We start from the raw sequence: 19,431 nt of genomic DNA, 5'->3' as shown, positions 1-19,431 counted from the left end.
TGGCCTCGATGCAGAACGACGCCGACACCCACCCGACGCCTGAGCATTCACCGGTGACTGCGCCGGTCCCTCCCGCCGTGCGCCGCTCGCGCGCACGCCGCGCCGCGCGCGCGCTCGCCTGGACCGTGACCGCCCTGCTGCTCGTGGTGCTCCTGCTGGCCGCGGGCGCGTGGTGGTACCTGGGCTCCAACAAGTCGCTGGCCTTCGCGCTCGCGCAGGCCGCGCAGCGGCTGCCCGCCGGCCAGACGCTGGAAAGCCGCGACGTGACCGGCTCGCTGCGCACCGGCGGCCACATCGGCTGGCTCAAGTACCAGAGCGAGAGCATTGCCGTGGAGGTGAACGACGCCACCATCGGCTGGCAACTGGCGCCGCTGTTCCAGCGCAAGGTGCAGCTTGGCGAAGTGCATGCGAAGCAGGTGCTCATTGAAAAACGCGGCACGCCCGGCACCGAGCCCACGAAGCCGCTGGAGCAGATCGTGCTGCCGGTGGAGGTCGAGCTGCCGTTCCGCATCGACGAGGTGCGCTGGGCCGGCCCGCCGGTGCTGCAGGCGCTGAACCTGTCGGGCACCTACACCTTCAACAAGGCCTCCGAGCACGCGCTGGAGGTCAAGGGCGTCGACATTGCCGACGGCCACTACAGCGCCCGCGTGAAGCTGCAGGGCCCCGCGCCCATGGCCATCGACGCCGCGCTCGACGGCCGCGTGAAAGCGCCGCTGGCCGAGGACCACCAGATCGACGTGCTGGCCGCGGCCACCGTCAAGGGCACGCTCGCCACCGCCGACGCGCGGCTGCAGGTGGCCGCCGAGCTGAAGCCCGCCGAAGAAAACGCCGACGCCCCCATGGAAGCCAGGCTGCAGGCGCAGATCGCGCCCTGGCTGCCCCAGCCGGTGATCGACGCCAAGGCCGACCTGCGCAACGTCGATGCATCGAGCCTGTGGCCCGGCGCGCCGCAGACGCAGCTGACCGGCACCGTCGAGCTGCAACCCGACGCCGACACCGGCCCCGCCGCGTGGAAGGCATCGGCCGACATCCGCAACGCCCTGCCCGGCCCGTGGGACCAGGAGAAGCTGCCCGTGGAGCAGGTGCAGGCCAGGGTCGGCTTCGACGGCACGAACTGGACCTTTCCCGAAGCCACCGTGCGCGCGGGCGGCGGGCGCATCGACGCGGCCGGCAAGTGGAGCCCCGCGCCGTCGCCCTGGCAGGCCCAGGCCACCGTGCGCGGCGTGCGGCCCGGCGCGCTGTACACCGAGCTGTCGGGCGCGCCCGTGAGCGGCACGCTCAAGGCCGAGCAGGTCGACAGCACCATCACCTTCGACGCCGCCCTGCGCGCCGAAGGGGGCGCGGGCAGCAAGGCGCTGCCCGGCTTCGCGCTCGACCGCGCGCTGGCCCAGGGCCAGTGGAAAGACCAGGTGCTCGACCTGCGCACGCTGCGCATCGAGGCCCAGCGCGCCAGCGTCGACGGCAAGCTGCAGGTGCGCGTGGCCGAGCAGGCCGCCAGCGGCAAGCTCGCGCTGGTGCTGCCGGGCGGCAGCGCGCAAGTGGAAGGCCGCATTGCCCAGACATCGGGTGGCGGCGACATCAAGGCCAGCATCGACGACGCCGACACCCTGCAGCGCTGGGTGCAGGGCCTGCCCGGGCTCTCGGGCGTGTTCGCCGGCGCCAGCGCCAAGGGCTCGGCCAAGCTGGACGCCAGCTGGCAGGGCGGCTGGCAGACCATCCAGCGCCGGCTCGAGAACGCCAACGCGCCCGCGCAGCGCGGCATCACCGAGCCCAGCCTGAAGGCGATGCTCGGCGTGCCGCGGCTGGACCTGACGCTGCCCGCGACCCCGGCCAACGCAACGGCCGCCGCCGTGCCCACTGTCGTGCAACTGAAAGACCTGCGAGCCGACCTGGCCGGCAGCCTCGCGCAGGCCACGCTCACGCTCAAGGGCGAAGCCACCACCGGCACGCAGAAGATCAACATCGACACCCGCGCCAGCGGCGGCATTGCCGGCCCTGGCCAATGGCGTGCCGCGCTGGCCAGCCTGAAGCTGCAGGCGGCGGACAGCGCCCGCCCCGGCGACCCGTGGGTGGTGGAGCTGGGCCGCGAGGTGACGGCCACCATCCGCAGCACCACAGGGAATTCGCCGCGGCTCGACGTGGAAGCCTCCGCCGCCACGGCCACGCTGCGCGGCCCCGTGCCCGGCACCGTGCGCATCGAGTGGCAGCCGCTGCGCTTCAGCCAGAGCGGCGCGGCGCCCAACCGCGTGTTCCGCGTGCAGTCGAAGGGCGAGCTCAAGGGCCTGCCGATGGCCTGGGCCGGCGCGCTGGGCGCCAACGCCACACTGGGCGAATACGGCATCAGCGGCGACCTGATGTTCGATGGCGACTGGGACATCGACGCCGCCGACACCCTGCGCGCCAAGGTGCGCATCGCGCGCCAGAGCGGCGACATTCGCGTGCAGGCCGGTGAGGCCGCGCTGGTGACGCGCATCGTCAGCACCGGCACGGGCACCGCCAGCGAACGCACCATGAACGCGGCCACCGCCAACGGCGACGCCCCCAGCACCCCCGCCGGCCTGCGCCAGGCCGAGCTGCGGCTGGACGCCGAAGGCGAAGCCGTGCGCGCCACCCTGGCCTGGGACAGCGAGCGCGCCGGCAAGATCGACGCCGACATCAGCACCCGCGTGCAGCAGCGCGCCGGCGGCTGGCAGTGGGCGCCCGACGCGCCGCTGGGCGGCACCATCAAGGCCGCGCTGCCCAACCTGGGCGTGTGGTCGATGCTGGCCCCGCCGGGCTGGCGCATTGCCGGCACGCTGGACGCCAGCGCCACCCTGTCGGGCAACCGCGCCGTGCCGCGCTGGAACGGCACCCTGGGCGCCGACAAGCTCGCGCTGCGCGCCCCCGTCGAAGGGCTGGACCTGCGCGACGGCCGCCTGCGCGCCACGCTGAGCGGCGACAGCGTGCAGATCACCGAATTCACCCTGAAGGGCGGCGCCGGCAGCACCGCGCGCATCGCCGGCCAGAGCGGCAACCGCAGCACCGCCGCCAGCGAGGCCCGCACCGACGGCGGCACCCTCTCGGCCAGCGGCAGCATGAACTGGGGGCCCGCCAGCGGTGCCGCATCGGGCATTCGCATGGCGCTGCAGGGCCAGTTGCGCGGCCTGCGCGTGCTGGTGCGCACCGACCGGCAGGTCACGCTCTCGGGCGACCTGCAGGCCGGGCTGGACAACGGCCAGTTCCGCGTGCGCGGCAAGCTGCGCACCGACCGCGCCGTCATCATCCTGCCCGACGAGACCGCGCCCAGCCTGGGCAGCGACGTGGTCGTGCGCTCCGCCGCCAAGGACCGCGAGGCCGCCGAGGCGGCGCAGCGCGACGCGGCCCGTGCGCAGGCGCAAGCCGCGCAGGACGCCAAGGCACCCACCGCGCAGACCGCCAAGCCCCCGGACATCGTCGTCAACTTCGACCTGGGCGACGACTTTGCCGTGCAGGGCCGCGGCATCACCACCCGGCTGGAGGGCGACCTCGAGATTCGCAGCACCAGGCTCAACGCCCCGCCGCGCATCACCGGCGAGGTGAAGACCGTGAAGGGCCAGTACCGCGCCTACGGCCAGCAGCTCGACGTGGAAACCGGCGTGGCCCGCTTCAACGGCCCGTTCGACAACCCGGCGCTCGACATCCTCGCGATTCGACCGAACCTGTCGCAGCGCGCGGGCGTGCAAATTACGGGCAGCGCGCAGTCGCCGCGCGTGAAGCTGTATTCGGAGCCCGCGCTGTCCGATGCCGAAACGCTGTCGTGGGTCATCCTGGGCCGCGCCTCGGCCACCAGCGGCGGCGAGTCGGCCTTGCTGCAGCAGGCCGCGCTGTCGCTCATCGGCAAGATCGGCGGCAGTGGCAGCGGCGGCAGCCTGGCCAGCCGCTTCGGCCTGGACGAGCTGGGCTTCAAGGGCCCGGGCAGCGGCGGCGACCTGCGCGAATCGGCGGTCACGCTGGGCAAGCGGCTGTCGAAGGACTTCTACCTGACCTACGAACGCAGCCTGGGCGGCACCTTCGGCACCATCTTCATCTTCTACGACCTGACGACCAAGCTCACGCTGCGCGGGCAGGCGGGACAGACGAGCGGGGTGGACCTGATCTATACGGTGAAGTACGACTGAGGTCGCGGGCGAGGCGCTTCAAGCTGGTAAAGTGCGGGCCGCTGCCGGCCCCGACGAACTTCGACGTCAACGAGGGCCACGCCTGCCACGGCAGGCACCACACAGCGTCCATAGTTCAACGGATAGAACGGGCCCCTCCTAAGGGGTTAGGGGGCACCCCAATAGGTCCTTAACTCCTTGATTTATAAGGGATTCACTCCCTTTCTGTCCGCCCCAATCCTCTCTAATCCACCCGCGTCTTGTCCCAAATTCGTCCCGGAATGGGCCTGGAAAATGGTCGGGATTGATGGCTCGCAGCGACGTGCGGGGAAGATGAAAAATGGTGCCCCCGGCAGGAATCGGACCTGCGACCTATCCCTTCATCCCACTTCGGCTTTCGCCGCCACATGACGTGTTCGTGGGCTGGACTATGCCTTTGCCATTGACCACCGCGAAGCGGTCATGCAGGCCTGAGCCGTCTAGTCTCTACACCTTCCCACAGGGTGGGCTTGGCTCGGCGTTGCCACGGGCTTGGCGCCCAGAGGGTTCACCGAATTTGACTCAATTCACGCAGGCGCTTTCGCAGCCAGGTGCCCAAAATTTAGGAGGGGATCGCTCTATCCACTGAGCTACGGAGGCACGGTTGCCAGTGTACCAAGAGCAGTGACAATGCCCGACATGAGACCGGAAAAACAAGCGCTGATCGACTATCTGATGAACAAGACGGGCGGCGCACTCGTCATGACTCCCGACGAACTGGCCTTGGAAATCCGCGTGTCTGCCAAGCAGCAGAGCAAGCTACGCAAGGAGTTCAAGTTTCCCATTCCGTACCAGAACACGGGGCGGAAGGTTTACTACTCGCTCTACGCCGTTGCAGATTACCTGCTGGACGGCGTGACTCGCGACGTAGAGCCCGCTGCGGTGCCGGACTCGGCCAAGCAACCCTCTGCGGCCGCAGGAAAGGCCGGCAAACCTCGGAGCCGCCCGGAGGACATGTCTCAACTGTTCATGCTCAGGAACTTCCTCGCCGCGCTTGAAGAACAGAAGAAAACCATCGACCCCCTGATCGACTATTTCTCCAGGTATGTCGACGCCGCGACGATGGCCGAGAAGCTGGACGCCGCACTTGCAGTGAAGAAAGAGAAAGTCGTCATGCGCGCGCCTTGGCAAGACTGAGCAGAGCGCCGCCGCCCTCCTCGATTTGACTTTTCCGTTTTTGTCCTGTTAGTTGTGTTCATCACAACCAACAGGCAAGGATGAACCAGCAGCTCCAAGACTTCTACACCCACCTCAACACGGCCGTTCTCACCACGAACGACTTCGCCGAAGGCACCCGCTACCGCAAGCGCGAGAAGGTCGACCAGTTCGCCTATTGCGCGCTGAATCCGATGTACAGGTCCTACCTGAGCCTGGACTTGGACTTCCCCGGTGCGGCCCATCGGTTTGAAGAGCTGCACGTGCCCGTGCCGACCATCGTCACCACCAACCGGGCGAACGGGCACTGCCACTACCTCTATCGCCTCGTCACGCCTGTCGCGTATCACGACAAGGCCAGAAGCCAGCCGCAGGACTACTTTGAGGCCCTGCAAGACGAGATGACCCGGCGCCTCGGTGCGGATGCTGCCTTTACCCACACCCTCACGAAGAACCCGCTGCATGACCGCTGGATCGTGGAGACCTACCCGGCCCAGTACCACCTGAGCGACTTCGCCGAGTACTTTGAACTGCCGCCCCGGAAAATCGCTCTCCGCCTGCGGGGCGATGGGACCTCACGAGGCCGCAACCACGAACTGTTCAACACCTTGCGGTTCTGGGCCTACGGCGCCGTCCACAGCCACACCAGCGAAGAAACCTGGCTGACCACCGTCCAGCATCAGGCCACCGCCATCAATGCTTGCTTCACTCGGCCTTTGTCGTTCAAGGAGGTCAGAGACACGGCCAAGACCACAGGGCGATGGGCCTGGAAGCACCGCCATGAACTTCATGTTCGTCCCAAGGTGCTGAACTTCACCGACGAGACCGCCACCGAGCGCATGCAGGCTGGCGCCGAGTACACCAATCAGAAACGCCGTCAGAAGGCCCAGGACCTCATCAGAGCCGCCGTTGAGGAACTGCTGCCCCTCTACGGCGATGAACTGGGCACTCGCCTGCTTGCCACCCACACAGGTCAGAACATCAAGACCGTTCGCAAGTACCTGCCCGCCACTCTCCACGCCGTCAAAAGCGGCGATTAGCCACAAAACCGCAATCCCAGCCACTTCCACAATTCGAGACCACCACGGCGTCGATCAGGTAATTAGGCGATGGCTTGAAATAAGGAGTTGAAATGAAAGCAGGCCGGCGAAGCCCGAAAGCGCTGAAACAGGCGTTGTCTGATTTGATTGAAGGGCGCACCGAAGGGGAAATGAAAAAAGCGGAGAATTGCCGAAATTCGACAATTTAATCAATTCCAATTCAATTCAGACAATTTTCAATTTAATTGCAATTTAGTTGGAGATACATGATTTAATCTATTGACTTAATTGTTTAATAGTTATATTATTCGTCCTGTTCAATAACAAGGAGGAATTCAATGAACAAATCAAAAGGAAATTCCGGTCAATACGAAGTGCGGCTGACCACCGTTGTCACGACATCCACCACGTGGATTGTTTCGGCGAATAGCGAGGGGCATGCCGAAAAGCGCGTTCGCACCATGAACCTGGGTCTGCTCCACGAGGCACAGACCGACTGGGACAGCGGCGAGGAAGAGTTCGTGACGGTTCGTAGACTGGCCTCTATTCAGGAGGTCAGCCATGAGTAAGCACAATTCATCCACTCGAAAAAATGGCAATGCAAAAGACGACCGCGCCAGTTTGGCGGGGACTGTCGCCTGTGCCAATCAAATGCTGAGCCTGTGCAAGACTGAAAAATTCTCGCTGACGGACCTGGGCTTGCACTTGCTGCTGTCGGGACATGGAGGGCAGCTCGACCGGCTGATAGAGATGGCTTCGCCGTCGGAGTTCGGACTGGCTTGCGAAATACTAATGCGCACTGCCACCCTCAAGGGGGGCGACCTGAGCGAGGTGGCTTATTTCCATGCCGAATATGCCGAAGGCGGCGGAATTCAGGTGGAAGTGGTGGGTCTTCGCCACTCTGCGAAGGATGTGCAGTGACCGGAATTGGCGGCAGCGCCAATCCCCGAAATTCAGCTATTGCAGAAATCCTGAGGGTGGCCCGCGTACCGAAAGGCCAAAGCAGGCGGTGGTATCGCCTGCTTGAAGAGCTGGACAGTTGGGAACTGGCGGCGGTCTTCTATCTGGTGGATACCTGCAATCTGTCGTTGGCGACGGCCTTCGACGGGATGGACGATGTGCGGCTTCAAGAGGGGGCACTCGAAGATGTCGCACGGGAGCTGTTCGACGACTGCTACCTGTCAACCATCCCGGAATCGGTGCACTCGTACATCGATTACGAGCAGTTCGCCTATGACTGCCGTATCGGGGGCGACCTGAGGGAGTTCCGGTTCGACGGGACGACCTACACCTGCACTAGCGGGCATTGAGCATGAGGGGAGGCGGCCGGTCCGCCTCTTTTATCACTACAAAGAGGAGACAAACATGAAAAATGATGGGGTAGAAGCGGTTGTAGTTGCCGGGACAGATTGGCACCACTGGTACGAATGCGACGAAGACGATGAGCAGGATGACCATTTCCCGCATTCACATCGGAGATACCAATGTGACGAGTGCAATCTGGATTACTACAGTGAGCTGAGCGACGACGATATCGGGATGCTGATGAGCCAGCTTGAAGTCACTCCCCGAATGCAGGCATGGAGATTGGGCCACTTTGACGATAGGCATCTGCAAGAGCTTGCGACCATATTGGACAAAGGGATGCTCGTGGAGCCTTGCTTTGAGTCGGCGCGGCTGCCTTGGCAGGCCCACCTGCAACTCATTCACTTCGGTAATCCGGGAGTTAGTCGTTGCCTGGTGGAGCACATGCTGCGACAAGGAGTGAGCCGAGAAAACATTCTGGAAGCCCTCGCCAGCGACGACGACATTCAGGGCGAAGAGAACATCGAACCGATGTTTGCCAGCCTGCTTCGCGACTGCGAGAAAACCGTGCTGCATGAACGGCTGATGGGGCAGTTGGGGGCGAAAGTCTGTCGCGAGAAGAAAGTGAAAATCTGAACTTCAGCAAGTGCGTCGCGACATGGATTCGGTCACCCGGTGGAGCCCTCGCTTCGCTCGCGCCGGCATGTTCCACATGCCAAGTCAAAACACAGGTGACGTTGGGGGTGAGCGGGCTTGCTGTTCCCTTTCACCGTAGCACGTCGTTGTCGCTGTCAAGGTCTGCGGCTGCTGCGCACCCTTGCGTCCTGCCGGCCGTCTTCGAACCCCGACAACTGCGCTGCGGCGTGCTGCTTCCGGTCTCGGGCAATTCCGCCTGATTCACGGAGCCGACCATGGCACACGACCTCTTCTCATCTCTCGATTCGTTCACGACTTCCTACGCCGACACTTCGGCGCTGCTGGTGCGTGATGTCGCAGGCAGCTATCGTCCGGCAGGCGACGATGAAATCCTGAAGGCCGCTCAAACGCTGCTGGCAAGCCGGGTGCGTGGCACCGATACGCTGTCGTCGCCGCAGATGGTCAAGGACTTCCTCAAACTGCGCTTGGCAGGGTTGGAGCACGAGGTGTTCGCAGTCCTGCACCTGGACTCGCAGCATCGGGTCGTGGAGTACGTGGAGATGTTCAGGGGCACGGTCAGCCAAACGTCGGTCTATCCACGCGAGGTGGTCAAGGACGCGATGAAGCGCAACAGTTCGGCAGTCATCTTCGTGCACAACCATCCTTCGGGCAGTGCGGAGCCATCGCGGGCGGACGAGATGCTGACTCAAACGCTGAAATCGGCGCTGGCGCTGGTGGATGTGCGGGTGATTGACCACATCATCGTGGCGGGCTGTTCAACGCTGTCCATGGCGGAACGGGGGCTGCTGTAAACGCCGGAGCCTTCGGGCTCATTCGCCGCGCGGAAACTGGGAAGCGCTATTGCACAACACATTTGTTGTGTAGAATAACGTCGTGCCCTCCCCAACTCTCATTTCTACTGATCGCCAAGCCCGTGAGCTTGAAGCCGAGATCGAGCGCGTCTCGCACGCTTTGTCGTCAGAGCAAACCCTCAAATCGATCATCGATGGGCTGCCTGAACTTGCCATTGAAGGTATCCGACGTTCCCTGACGACGGAGAAACGCGAGCTATCCAAGATGCTGGAGGCTTATCGGCAAGCTCAAAACGGCAACGCCGAACCAATGAAAGAACAGGCAGGAGCCGACCTGGGTGACCTTCTGATCGTCGCCAGGCTGGCCCAAAATTGGAAGCAGAAGGACCTAGCCAGGAAACTGGGTTTGCAGGAGCAGGCGATTCAGCGCTGGGAATCGGACCGGTATCGCAACATCAACCTGGCCAACTACATGAAGGTGGCGCGGGCGTTGTCCGTAGAACTATCAGCCGAGTTCCACTCTGCTGAAGTTTCCAAGTGGCTGACCTCGCCTGATCTGAATCCTGTCGAGGTGCAAAAGGTCTTGAAGCATGCGCGTGCCCACGGGTGGTTCGATGGGCAGGATTCAGACGAAGAAGACGCGAAGAAGCGCCTGATTCGCTACGTGACCGAGCATGTTGGGCGTTACGGAACGCCATCGCTCCTGCGGACGGGTATCAACGTCAAGGACCATTCTGAAGATTGGGTGTTGCTGTCGTGGAAGGCGCATGTCACTCGTCGCGCGGAAAGCATTATCGAGAGTGAGCGGTTGTCTTACCGGCCGTTGGATGTGTCTTGGCTCAAGCAGTTGGCCAAGCTCAGCACGGAGGACGATGGACCTTTGAAGGCTCAGGCACTGTTGAAGTCGCACGGCATCGTGCTCATCGTCGAGCGCAACATTCCGGGCATGGAAGTCGATGGCGCCGCTTTCCTCGTTGATAGCATTCCAGTCATTGGCCTGACGCTCAGGCGCGATGCCCTGGACAACTTTTGGTTCACGTTAATGCACGAGGTAGCCCACGTCATCCTGCACTATAGAACTGGTCTCGCATCCGGCTTCTTTGATGACGTGGAGCATGTGGAACCGGATGAGTTCGAGCAGGAGGCCAACAAGTTTGCGTCCGACTTGTTGGTGTCTGAGGAGGTGTGGTCGCGTTCGCCCGCACGAATTGCTAAGACCGCCGCGCCGATTGAAAATCTGGCCAAGCAACTGCGCATCGCGCCGGCCATCATCTTTGGTCGTATCCGCTTCGAACGCAAGAACTACACTATTTTTTCGGACAAGATCGGCCGTAGCGCGGTCCGCAAGCTTTTTCTACCCGAGGTAGCATATGAGTAGCCACAAGAAGTTCATCTATCTGCCAGCACTGCGTATGAAAAAGGGGGAGTTGGAAGGGCTATTGTGGTTGCGTGAGGATGTCGCCGATTGCGTCATCCCCATGCTGATCGTGCCGCCAGCCTTGGATCGCAGCAGCCCGAGCCAGGAATCTCTTTTTGCTGCGAGCAAGGCCATGCCCGATGTAGGCGGCGTGCTATCCAAGTATTGGGTTCACCGACCGGCCTTCGTCGATCCCCGGGTCCTGTTCAAGGAGTACGGCGCAGATAACTCCGTCAACTGGCTTCCCACACTATTCAGTCGTGCCCGCAATATGGGCGTGCTCGCCATTCCCGTTGCCAGCCTGGTGACGTTGGAGACGGTGGGAGCTGCCGGCTTCAAGGCGGCGATTTCAGCCGGCGACGAGTTGAAGTTCGGTTTGTCCATTCAGTCCGGCGACATGACTGACCCCAACCTGGGCGCCCGGGTTCAAGCCGTGCTGAACGACCTAGTCTTGAAGCCCTCGCAGTGCGCCGTCATTGCAGACTTCACCGATGCTGATCTTTCTGAGCCGTCGTTCGTGGCACCCATCATCGGCGGCTCGCTGGAACAGTTGCAAGGTTTAGGACAGTGGCAAATGGTCGTCTTCCTGGGTACGAATTATCCCGAGAAGAATCCTGCCAAACCCGGCCAAACCTTCATCCAACCGCGCAATGAATGGCATGCCTGGACCGAGGCTGTCAAGTTTGATCCGTCAACGGCGCAGCAGATGGTGTTCGGAGATTTCGCGGCTGATAGTGCCAAGATCGACTTCAAGGCGGGACGGGCGCAGCCGATCCGTCACAACCGCTACACCACCGCATCGAACTGGCTTGTGGTTCGAGGCGAAAGCGAAGGCTCTGACTACGAGGTTATGAAGGATGTCTTTGAGCGCGTCGTGAACAGCGGGGAATTTTCGGGGGAGACATTTTCCAACGCTGATGCATACATCTTCGACGTGGCTCGCAACAACGCGCCAAAAGCGGGCAATGCGACGACTTGGCGTCAAGTGAACACGACGCATCACATCACGCGCGTGGTCGCCGACATTGCCGAGGTGCGCAGGATTCCAATTTCCCGACTGCCCAATGCGCCCATAGGCGTTCAACGGACCTTGCTGGATGCCTAGCCATCAAGGAGTTCTTCCGGAGGAGAAGCGATATAGCGGGCGCCTAACATTAGGCTGGTGACGACGAAATCCTGAAGGGGTAATGGCAGCGCCTTAGGCTTTTTTCTATGTTCAGTGACGATATGATTGCTGGCGAACTCGGAGCAAGCTGATCGGCGCGTTCATGCGCTGGTGGTCAGTCTTGCACTTTCCTTGTCGTACACCATCTCAGCAATTGATCCGTCCCGGATGCATTGCACCGCCTCATCAATCACATGCAGGGGTACTAGGAACCATTCACGGGGCTTAACTGGATTTCCGAAGCGATCCGCTATCGTCAAGTCCAGTTGAACAGCGCTGAATAGACGATGAAAAATGTTCTCGAGCCGTGTCCGGTTCAGGTTATGCAGCTTGTAGGTTGCTACAACCTCTACACCAGCCAACAAATATGTCGCGTCCTTGTCTGCGGCCGCGATACGGCTCTCCACCCTCCCGCCGGTGACACCAATTTTGTGGATCAATTCGCGATGTTCCGCGACGAACGGGTGGCTAGAGCAACTCCGCAGTACGTAGATGGTCCCGGACTGAATGTCATCAGGCTCAGCTCCCTCCCCGAACAGCGGACCCATGCCGGGATCTGAGAGGCGCCGGCCTGTCTCATCCTTGTACAGTGCTCGCTGCAACGAGCGGCGCAGCAGGTTGCTTTCGGTGCCGTTGGCGTAGATGACGCGCAAGCGCGCATCGCTTTCGCCGTTCGGGGCCTTGATCGTGTCGCCGACCTCGGCCACGTAGGCAAGCTGGCCGCCTACGACGAAGTAGTTGCCATTGAAAACGCTGGCATCGCGACCAAAAGGAACGGCCCTGCGCACGCCGGATTTCAGGTCACGTTCCACCTGCTCGAACAGGGGTTGGAAAAGATCGAAGTCCTTGCACGGAATGCGGTCTGCCACCTCTTCAGCCGCGCGCTTCTCGGTACTGGACCTGACGTGCCGAAGCACAGTGATGTCGCTGGCGTCCGCAGGCTCCGCGCTAACACCCAGCTCGGCCAGAAGAGCATCCTCGTCCAAGGCGTCGACATCAGTATTTGCCCCGGTGGCGCCGCCCAGCAGCCCCGGGGCATCCAGCCCTGCCAATAGCGCCTGCACCTCCGGCAACTTGCGCAACTGGTCCAGCCTCACTGCGTAGAGCCGCTCGAAGATGTCACCGCTCTCGCTATGCTGGGGTGCCCGCCCGTGCGTTTTGTAAAAACGCAGGACGTCCTCAAAGCCCGCGATGATGCGTTCCTCAAGGGGCGTGTGACTTGAAGCCTTGCGTGGCGTCGCATCGACGCCCAAAGCGTCCAACAGTTCGTCATCGTCTAGGTCAGTCATTGCTGGACTCCCCTTGCGCCTGCGCTGCCTTGGCCTGGGCGCGATATCGCGCGAAAGCTGCCACGCCTTCTGCCATGCGCTTTTCCCAGGCATCGGCCGAGTTGATGTCGGGCAAGCGACCGCGCTCGTTCTTGAACTGCAAGGCACGCTTTGATAGGTCGCGCGCTTCTTCCTCCGGGATGCTCACTTTCTTTGCCGCAATGGCGGCCTGCACTTGGCGCAGCGACTTCTCGTCCATCGCCTTGGCCAACACCGAGTAAGCGGCGTCAAAGGGGTTAATGCTGTCGATCAAATCGATGTCCAGATCGCGCACGTTGACAAACTTTCGTACGCCGTCCAGCAAGGCTGTACTGCCCTGCACCGTGCTACCGCCAGCGTCGGCTTGGGCCAAGGCCAGCTTGGCTTGCTGAGTGATATTCATGGCGGCGATGGCGTGCTGCCGAATGGCCTCTTGGTCGGCCTCACTCAGCTCCGGGTACCGCTCGCGCACGATCTTACCCATGCGCAGCTGAGTCAGCTCTTCAGGCACGGTGTTTTCCTTGTCGAACAGGCCGCGTTCCAGTGCGGTCTTGTCCTGCAAGAAGCTGGTGACCACCTCGTTCAAGTCTTCCTTGCAAATGCGGGTGGCCTCTGGCGTCTCAGGCTCGGCCAGGCCATTAATCTCGACGTGGTATTGGCCGGTGGCCTCGTTCACGCCGACGTTGGTGCGGCCATCTTGGTAGCCTTCTCCGCCGTTGTAGACAAAGCCGTCCTGCGCGCCGGCGTTCTTTGGCGTGAACTCATAGCGCGGCGCCAGCACCTGCTCCATCAGTAGGCTGGCCGAGATGGCTTTGAGCATGTCGTTCACGGCCTCGGTCACGGCGGATTGCTCAGCCGTCGGCTCGGCGATCAGGTTGGTGAAGCGCGAGCGCTCCTTGCCCTTGGCGTCACGCGTGGCTCGGCCGATGATCTGCACGATCTCGGTCAAACTGCTTCGATAGCCAATGGTCAGCGCGTGCTCGCACCAGATCCAGTCGAAGCCCTCCTTGGCCATGCCCAGCGCGATGATCACGTCCACATGGTCGCGATTGTCTTTTTGCGCCGGATCTTTCAGCGCGCCCAGCACCCGCGTGCGCTTGGCCGCGTCGCTGTCATCCACCAGGTCCGCCACCTTCAGCACGCGGCCCTCTTTGGTCTGCACGAGATGGAAGCCCGTAACGGGGTCAACACCATTCCAGGTGCCCAGGCCATGCATGATCTCGTCCACCTCGCGCTGCTTATCCTTCAGGCTCTCGCGCGCGTTTACGTTGGGGATGTGGACGATGGTCTTCAGCGCCGGGTCCAGCACCTTCGTCACGGCATCCACATACGGCCCGGTATAGAAGAAATAGCCGATGTCCAACGACTTGAGCCACTGGTATCCGTTGAGCTGCTCGTAGTACGTGTAGGTAATCGTCTCGAAGCGTGATTCGTCGGCGGGGCCAAGCACCGCCTCGCTATCGCCACGGAAGTACGAGCCCGTCATGGCCACGAGATGCACCTTGTCGCGGGCGATGAAGGCACCCAACTGGCTACCCAACACGTTTTCCGGGTTACTGGAGACGTGGTGAAACTCGTCGATGGCGATCAGCCGGTTGTCAAAAGCCGCGATGCCCATCTCTTCCACTGCGAAACGGAAGGTCGCATGAGTGCAGACCAGGACCTTGTCGCTGCTGGCCAAGAATTGGCCCACCGCACCCACCTTGGACTTGGCCGCACGGGGCTCATCGCCACCTGGCGCGTTGCACAAGTTCCACTGCGGGGCCACCTGCCAGTCCCAGTAGAAGCCGAACCGAGTCAAGGCTTCGTCCGCAAAGCTGCCGCCGATGGACCGCTCAGGCACCACAACGATGGCCTGTTGCAAGCCCTGGTTGTGCAATTTGTCCAATGCAATGAACATCAGCGCGCGGGACTTGCCCGAAGCCGGCGGCGATTTGATCAGCAGGTACTGCTCACCGCGCTTGGCATATGCGCGCTCTTGCATGGCGCGCATGCCCAGCTCGTTGGCTTTGCTGGATGCACCTGTGCGCGCCGTTGCGATGGACACCGACGGAACGGTGTAGGCATTGGTCGGATTGTTGGCTTGATCGCTCATGATGTCTTGTTTCTCCCCTTGGCTGCCTTCGCGGCGGGCTTTGCCTTCTCGGCAGCCGTCATCTTGGTATAAAGCTCAAATAGCTTTTCCAGCCGCTCGGTGTCGTTCTTGAATCGGCGACCGACGTAGATACGCTCCAACACCTCGTCATTGCGTTCGTGGGCGTGGCGGAGGTTTTCCGGCATGGTTTCCGGGTCGTATAGGTCGGCGATGGTGGCGGGGAAATGAGCTTCTCTGGCCACCAGAATATCTTCGGCGCACTGCGCCAAGTCGGCCTTGTTTTGCTGCGTAAGAAGAGGGACCGGAAACGTGTTCCAGCCCAGGGTGTTTGAGTATCGGTAGCGGGTCTCTAGCTTGCCGCAGACAGTGGCGATCCAGATAAGATGCAGGCGGGAGACAATTAACGAGAGGAGGTGTAAATCGTCTTGATAGATCACCAGCGAGGGCGCCATAGCGATATCTGACTCTCCTACGAGATCGCAGGGATAGTAGTGGCGATTCTCTGAGGACAACTGAGCCACCACGATCTTGCGACAAGGTTCAAACCTGGACTCATCGAATCGATGTGGCATTGATGCAAGTGCTTGCGTCGCAGCCTTGGTACTAGCGGCGCGCATCGCACTGACTGCGCGCAGTCGCGTTGCAATGCCGGGTAGTCTCTCCGCGACAGCAACTTCTTCATCTGGAACAAGTAGCGCATAGCGGAGGATCCCGCGAATCAGCTCTTGGCCACCTACCAAGCGGCTTAGATACCGAGCAGCGTGCGGAGCACTCTTCAGCAGGCGATGACGCTCTTCCCCTGACAAGACCAGATTCCCACCATCGGTAAGCTTGTCACCGGATAACATTTCAGCCAGTTTGGATAGCTGCTGGTCGCGCGACTTCACGAAAATGTCGCGAGAGTTAACTAAGTAGGGGTTGATGTTCTGTACCGTTGACTCGAGGAGTTGTCCATTAGCTTCGGAGAAGATACGACGATTTTTGATCGATCCCTCAAGCGCTATACCGACAATGGCTACAGTCACGCCAGCGTTATGACTTGCAAGATTTGACCACTTGAACGACGTGTGTGCGAAAGAGATTCGATTGCCGGTGTCGAAGATCAGCGGCCAGAGAATCGGTACTTGCTGCCCTTGGCAGATTGAGTTTGTAGTCACAAACGCCGCTGCACTCGGCGATTGCTCTCCGTAGTCAGCAGCTTTCATAAGCCATGCAGTGACAAAGTCCAAAGACCTTGAGGCCTTCGTGCGAGCACCGAAGACTGCGCTTACATCTGCCTTTTGTGCAGCGCTCTGAAACTTGTATCCCAAATAGGGTGGATTTCCGCATATATACGTCTCCCCACCCTCGTTTTCAAAATCAATCTCTGCCTGATTGTGCGGCGCTTCAAACAGGTCGTCTGCCATTACTCTTACCCCCATGCCCGTAGGTGGGCAGACGCTAAGCCAATCAAGTCGTAGGGCATTGCCACAGACGATCCAGTTTTGCGCGTCGAGCGGCAGAAATTCAGCCAGTGCATCCTTCTGCCCGCGATACAGCACATCGCACTGAAACTCAGCAATGATCAGTGCCAGACGTGCAATCTCGGCGGGGAAATCCCGAAGCTCGATACCGCGAAAGTTGGTCAGCGGAATCTCACTGCCCAGATGCAGCTCACCTCTGCGGCGGTTGATCTCGGACTCGATCTCGCGCATCTGCTTGTAGGCGATGACCAGGAAGTTGCCTGAGCCACAGGCCGGGTCGAACACCCGGATGCGCGACATGCGCTTGCGCAGATTCAACAACTTGCGCTCGTTTTCAGCGGCCTCGGCCAGCGCCGCCCTTAGGTCATCCAAGAACAGCGGGTTCAACACCTTCAAGATGTTGGGCACGCTTGTGTAGTGCATACCCAGGGCGCCGCGCTCCTCGTCGTCGGCCACCGCCTGGATCATGCTGCCGAATATGTCGGGATTGATCTCGCGCCAAGTAAGGGCACCGGCGTGCATCAGGTATGTGCGCGCCATGCGCGTGAAGCGCGGCACCTCGGTGCTGCCAGAAAACAGGCCGCCGTTCACGTAGGGAAAGCCGTTAGCCCAGTTGGGCAAACGTGGCACGCCGGTGGCGCGGTCGCCCACTTTAATGTTCATCGCGCGAAAGATTTCGGACAGCACCTCGTGGGTGTTGCTGCCATCGCTGGCGCTCATCTGATCCACGGTATGGGTGAACAGGCCTTTGCCGTTGAAGATGTCAGTGTCTTCGGCAAAGAAGCAAAACACCAGGCGCGCCATGAAGTGGTTCATGTCGCTACGGCGTTCGTCCGTGGCCCAGGCCGGATTCTCGCGCAGCAGTTCGACGTAGAGCTTGTTCAAGCGCCCTGTGGCGCGTACGTCGATGGGGTTGTCCTTGATCTCCTTGATGGTGGAGATGCCAGCCAAGGGCAGCAGGAAACCAAAGTGGTTCGGGAAGTCGGGGAAGAGGCTGGCGATAGTTTCGCCGCTGATCAGCTCTTCAGCCTCCAGCGTCTGGCCGTCGGTTGCAAGGATGAACTTGGCCTTGGCTTTCGTCGTTGCGGGGCTGGCACGTAGGGCCCTGAGCGTATTACCCACGGTACCGACTGCACAAACGGCGAGATGAATGTTGTTCCGCAACAGCACGCCACCGGCCACGTCCGAGGCGTTGTTGTTGCCCGTGCGGAGGCGTTTAAGCGTGGTGTCTTTGTTCCCGAAGGCTGCTAGAAAAGAGTATGGGAACTCAGCCGAATCAAAGGGCTGGAGCGCCAATTCCGAAAAGGCTTGTTCAATTTCTACTGCGTTCATGCGTCTGAGATGTTTTTGCGCATCAGCATGCACAGCACCACGCCGATGCGTCGCTCTGGCAAGTTCGTAACATTGTCGCAGGCTGCACAGCGTTCCGTTCCAGTTGCGATGTGAAATTCACCTGGCGGCACTGGACACGTCGGACAGATTCTTGTACCTCAACCATTGAGCCGGCCGCACATCCGGAGAACGATCCGCCTGTCGGAAACAGTCCACCGGCTCTTGCATTCCCGTCGTCATCTGCTTGAATGAAATCAGGGAGTGAGCGAAGAGGAAAGAGGGAGCAAGGTCAACCTATCCGCCGTTGGCGAACAGGTCCTTGATGGGGTTCCCCCATACCCCTCTTGTCTTCACCCCCCGATGGCGCTCAAGCAGTGCGCCGGCACGGCACATAACAACAACAAGAAAGGACGCCGCCATGAACGACATCACCATACCGCCCGCCGACCATCACGAGGTCGCCATCACCAAGCAAAAGCCCGGACAGGCTGGACACGATGGACAGCAACATCTGCGCACCCGCCGCGTAGAAACCAGGGTCTCCCCCGACGAGCACGCCACCATCTGCGCCCGCGCCTTGTCGCAAGGGTTCGGCAGCGTCGCCCAGTATGTTCGCCAGCAAGCCGTTCATGGCAGTGATGCCGACTCACCGTTCAGCAGTCAGCACGTGTTGTTGGCTTGCCAGGCCGAACTCAACGACATCGCCGGCCATGTGAACCAGATCGCACGCCACCTCACTGAAGGCGAGCCCTTGGACGAGGAAATGCTCATGATCATGATGCAGGTCCTGGACCTCGCCGAAGAAAACCTGAAGCGCATCACGAAGGAGAGCACGGCGGCGACTGCGGAGGTCGCGTGATCGTCCGTATCTTCAAGTCGGGCACTTCCAATGGCGAAGCACCGGTCAACTACCTGCTCAGCATGAAGGACCACACGGGCCAGCCTCGCGATGTCGCGCCCGAGGTGCTGGAAGGTCATCCCGCCACCACCATTTCGGTCATCAACGCCATCCAGCGAAAGCACCGTTATGTGTCCGGCGTGCTGGCATTCCGGGACGATGAGAAGCCGACCCGTGCGCAGATGTACGAGGTGATTGACTCGTTCAAGAAGACTGTGGCGCCGGGCTTGTCTGACCGTCAGTTCAACAGTCTGTTCGTGCTGCACACTGAGAAATCTAACGTCGAAGTGCACTTCATTTTTCCAATGACTTCATTTTGCGAATCGTCACGAGGAAAACGACTCAATGTGCACCCGCCCGGAGCCCGCAATCTCGCCCTGTACGAAGCTTTCACGCAGGTAACGAACCACAAGCTGGGCTATGGACAGGTCGTGCCCGACACGATGCGCGCCGCTATCTCGGTGACCGACCGCAAGCTACCCAGCAGCAAGGGCAAACGGCGTTCCGCCCATCTGCTCCAACACGAGATCGTCCAGGCTGTCCAGGCCGGCCAAGTGAAGAACAGGAAAGAGTTGGGTGAGCGTCCAGTTCACCCATCTTGAGTTCCCCTCCCGCGCGTAGGAGCCTCGTATCCACTTAACTTAGGTGGATA

The 19,431-nt window shown here is 61.2% G+C and carries 15 protein-coding genes; 12 read left to right on the top strand and 3 right to left on the bottom strand.

All coding sequences use genetic code 11. The features are described from left to right. Positions 1-8: 8 nt before the first annotated feature. The 10 genes from AB6807_RS28530 to AB6807_RS28485 all read left to right on the top strand — a co-directional run bounded on the left by AB6807_RS28530 (position 9) and on the right by AB6807_RS28485 (position 11,624). Positions 9-4,136 (top strand): translocation/assembly module TamB domain-containing protein, encoded by a 4,128-nt coding sequence (locus tag AB6807_RS28530; RefSeq protein WP_371087204.1) that lies wholly within the window; start codon positions 9-11, stop codon positions 4,134-4,136. A 648-nt stretch (positions 4,137-4,784) separates the two neighbouring features. Continuing rightward, positions 4,785-5,291 carry a hypothetical protein gene (locus tag AB6807_RS28525; RefSeq protein WP_371087203.1) on the top strand — a complete coding sequence of 169 codons (507 nt, stop codon included), beginning with the start codon at positions 4,785-4,787 and terminating at the stop codon, positions 5,289-5,291. 80 nt (positions 5,292-5,371) lie between these two features. Then, entirely contained in the window at positions 5,372-6,349 is a 978-nt protein-coding gene (locus tag AB6807_RS28520; RefSeq protein WP_371087202.1) for a replication initiation protein, read from the top strand. Positions 6,350-6,687: 338 nt separating this feature from the next. After that, positions 6,688-6,918 carry a hypothetical protein gene (locus tag AB6807_RS28515; protein WP_371087201.1) on the top strand — a complete coding sequence of 77 codons (231 nt, stop codon included), beginning with the start codon at positions 6,688-6,690 and terminating at the stop codon, positions 6,916-6,918. Continuing rightward, on the top strand, positions 6,911-7,270 hold the full coding sequence (locus AB6807_RS28510; RefSeq protein WP_371087200.1) for a hypothetical protein: 360 nt from the start codon (positions 6,911-6,913) through the stop codon (positions 7,268-7,270). Before AB6807_RS28515 ends, AB6807_RS28510 begins: the two co-directional genes overlap by 8 nt. Then, positions 7,267-7,659 carry an antirestriction protein ArdA gene (locus AB6807_RS28505; RefSeq protein ID WP_371087199.1) on the top strand — a complete coding sequence of 131 codons (393 nt, stop codon included), beginning with the start codon at positions 7,267-7,269 and terminating at the stop codon, positions 7,657-7,659. Before AB6807_RS28510 ends, AB6807_RS28505 begins: the two co-directional genes overlap by 4 nt. Before the next feature lie 55 nt (positions 7,660-7,714). Continuing rightward, positions 7,715-8,290 carry a hypothetical protein gene (locus AB6807_RS28500; protein WP_371087198.1) on the top strand — a complete coding sequence of 192 codons (576 nt, stop codon included), beginning with the start codon at positions 7,715-7,717 and terminating at the stop codon, positions 8,288-8,290. Positions 8,291-8,565: 275 nt separating this feature from the next. Further along, the gene (radC, locus tag AB6807_RS28495; protein WP_371087197.1) at positions 8,566-9,102 is read left to right on the top strand and encodes a DNA repair protein RadC; all 537 of its coding nucleotides are present in this window, start codon (positions 8,566-8,568) and stop codon (positions 9,100-9,102) included. An 82-nt stretch (positions 9,103-9,184) separates the two neighbouring features. Continuing rightward, positions 9,185-10,480, top strand: coding sequence for a helix-turn-helix domain-containing protein (locus tag AB6807_RS28490; RefSeq protein WP_371087196.1), 1,296 nt, complete (start codon positions 9,185-9,187; stop codon positions 10,478-10,480). Then, positions 10,473-11,624 carry a beta family protein gene (locus tag AB6807_RS28485; RefSeq protein ID WP_371087195.1) on the top strand — a complete coding sequence of 384 codons (1,152 nt, stop codon included), beginning with the start codon at positions 10,473-10,475 and terminating at the stop codon, positions 11,622-11,624. Before AB6807_RS28490 ends, AB6807_RS28485 begins: the two co-directional genes overlap by 8 nt. Before the next feature lie 161 nt (positions 11,625-11,785). Here the strand turns inward: AB6807_RS28485 and AB6807_RS28480 are convergent, their stop codons facing one another. The 3 genes from AB6807_RS28480 to AB6807_RS28470 are packed head-to-tail and all read right to left on the bottom strand — an operon-like array spanning position 11,786 to position 17,881. After that, on the bottom strand, positions 11,786-12,973 hold the full coding sequence (locus AB6807_RS28480) for a GIY-YIG nuclease family protein (protein WP_371087194.1): 1,188 nt from the start codon (positions 12,971-12,973) through the stop codon (positions 11,786-11,788). After that, complete coding sequence (locus tag AB6807_RS28475; RefSeq protein ID WP_371087193.1) at positions 12,966-15,086, bottom strand: DEAD/DEAH box helicase; 2,121 nt, start codon at positions 15,084-15,086, stop codon at positions 12,966-12,968. Before AB6807_RS28475 ends, AB6807_RS28480 begins: the two co-directional genes overlap by 8 nt. Continuing rightward, complete coding sequence (locus AB6807_RS28470; protein ID WP_371087192.1) at positions 15,083-17,881, bottom strand: class I SAM-dependent DNA methyltransferase; 2,799 nt, start codon at positions 17,879-17,881, stop codon at positions 15,083-15,085. Before AB6807_RS28470 ends, AB6807_RS28475 begins: the two co-directional genes overlap by 4 nt. Positions 17,882-18,299: 418 nt before the next feature. Here AB6807_RS28470 and AB6807_RS28465 point away from each other — a divergent pair, with 418 nt between their 5' ends. Further along, positions 18,300-18,740: a hypothetical protein gene (locus tag AB6807_RS28465; RefSeq protein ID WP_371087191.1), complete on the top strand. Its 441-nt coding sequence runs from the start codon at positions 18,300-18,302 to the stop codon at positions 18,738-18,740. Continuing rightward, positions 18,737-19,381, top strand: coding sequence for a hypothetical protein (locus tag AB6807_RS28460; RefSeq protein WP_371087190.1), 645 nt, complete (start codon positions 18,737-18,739; stop codon positions 19,379-19,381). Before AB6807_RS28465 ends, AB6807_RS28460 begins: the two co-directional genes overlap by 4 nt. The last annotated feature ends 50 nt before the right edge of the window (positions 19,382-19,431 follow it).

This window comes from Variovorax sp. RCC_210 (genome assembly GCF_041355175.1).
In the GTDB taxonomy this organism is placed as follows: domain Bacteria; phylum Pseudomonadota; class Gammaproteobacteria; order Burkholderiales; family Burkholderiaceae_C; genus Variovorax.
This window is presented reverse-complemented; position numbering and strand designations above follow the sequence as displayed.

Excerpts from the sequence above, each read along its gene's own strand:
- AB6807_RS28480 (WP_371087194.1), bottom strand. The coding sequence starts at position 12,973 with ATGACTGACCTAGACGATGACGAACTGTTGGACGCTTTGGGCGTCGAT.
- AB6807_RS28500 (WP_371087198.1), top strand. The coding sequence starts at position 7,715 with ATGAAAAATGATGGGGTAGAAGCGGTTGTAGTTGCCGGGACAGATTGG.
- AB6807_RS28515 (WP_371087201.1), top strand. The coding sequence starts at position 6,688 with ATGAACAAATCAAAAGGAAATTCCGGTCAATACGAAGTGCGGCTGACC.
- AB6807_RS28510 (WP_371087200.1), top strand. The coding sequence starts at position 6,911 with ATGAGTAAGCACAATTCATCCACTCGAAAAAATGGCAATGCAAAAGAC.
- AB6807_RS28470 (WP_371087192.1), bottom strand. The coding sequence starts at position 17,881 with ATGAACGCAGTAGAAATTGAACAAGCCTTTTCGGAATTGGCGCTCCAG.
- AB6807_RS28485 (WP_371087195.1), top strand. The coding sequence starts at position 10,473 with ATGAGTAGCCACAAGAAGTTCATCTATCTGCCAGCACTGCGTATGAAA.
- radC (WP_371087197.1), top strand. The coding sequence starts at position 8,566 with ATGGCACACGACCTCTTCTCATCTCTCGATTCGTTCACGACTTCCTAC.
- AB6807_RS28475 (WP_371087193.1), bottom strand. The coding sequence starts at position 15,086 with ATGAGCGATCAAGCCAACAATCCGACCAATGCCTACACCGTTCCGTCG.
- AB6807_RS28465 (WP_371087191.1), top strand. The coding sequence starts at position 18,300 with ATGAACGACATCACCATACCGCCCGCCGACCATCACGAGGTCGCCATC.
- AB6807_RS28530 (WP_371087204.1), top strand. The coding sequence starts at position 9 with ATGCAGAACGACGCCGACACCCACCCGACGCCTGAGCATTCACCGGTG.
- AB6807_RS28525 (WP_371087203.1), top strand. The coding sequence starts at position 4,785 with ATGCCCGACATGAGACCGGAAAAACAAGCGCTGATCGACTATCTGATG.
- AB6807_RS28520 (WP_371087202.1), top strand. The coding sequence starts at position 5,372 with ATGAACCAGCAGCTCCAAGACTTCTACACCCACCTCAACACGGCCGTT.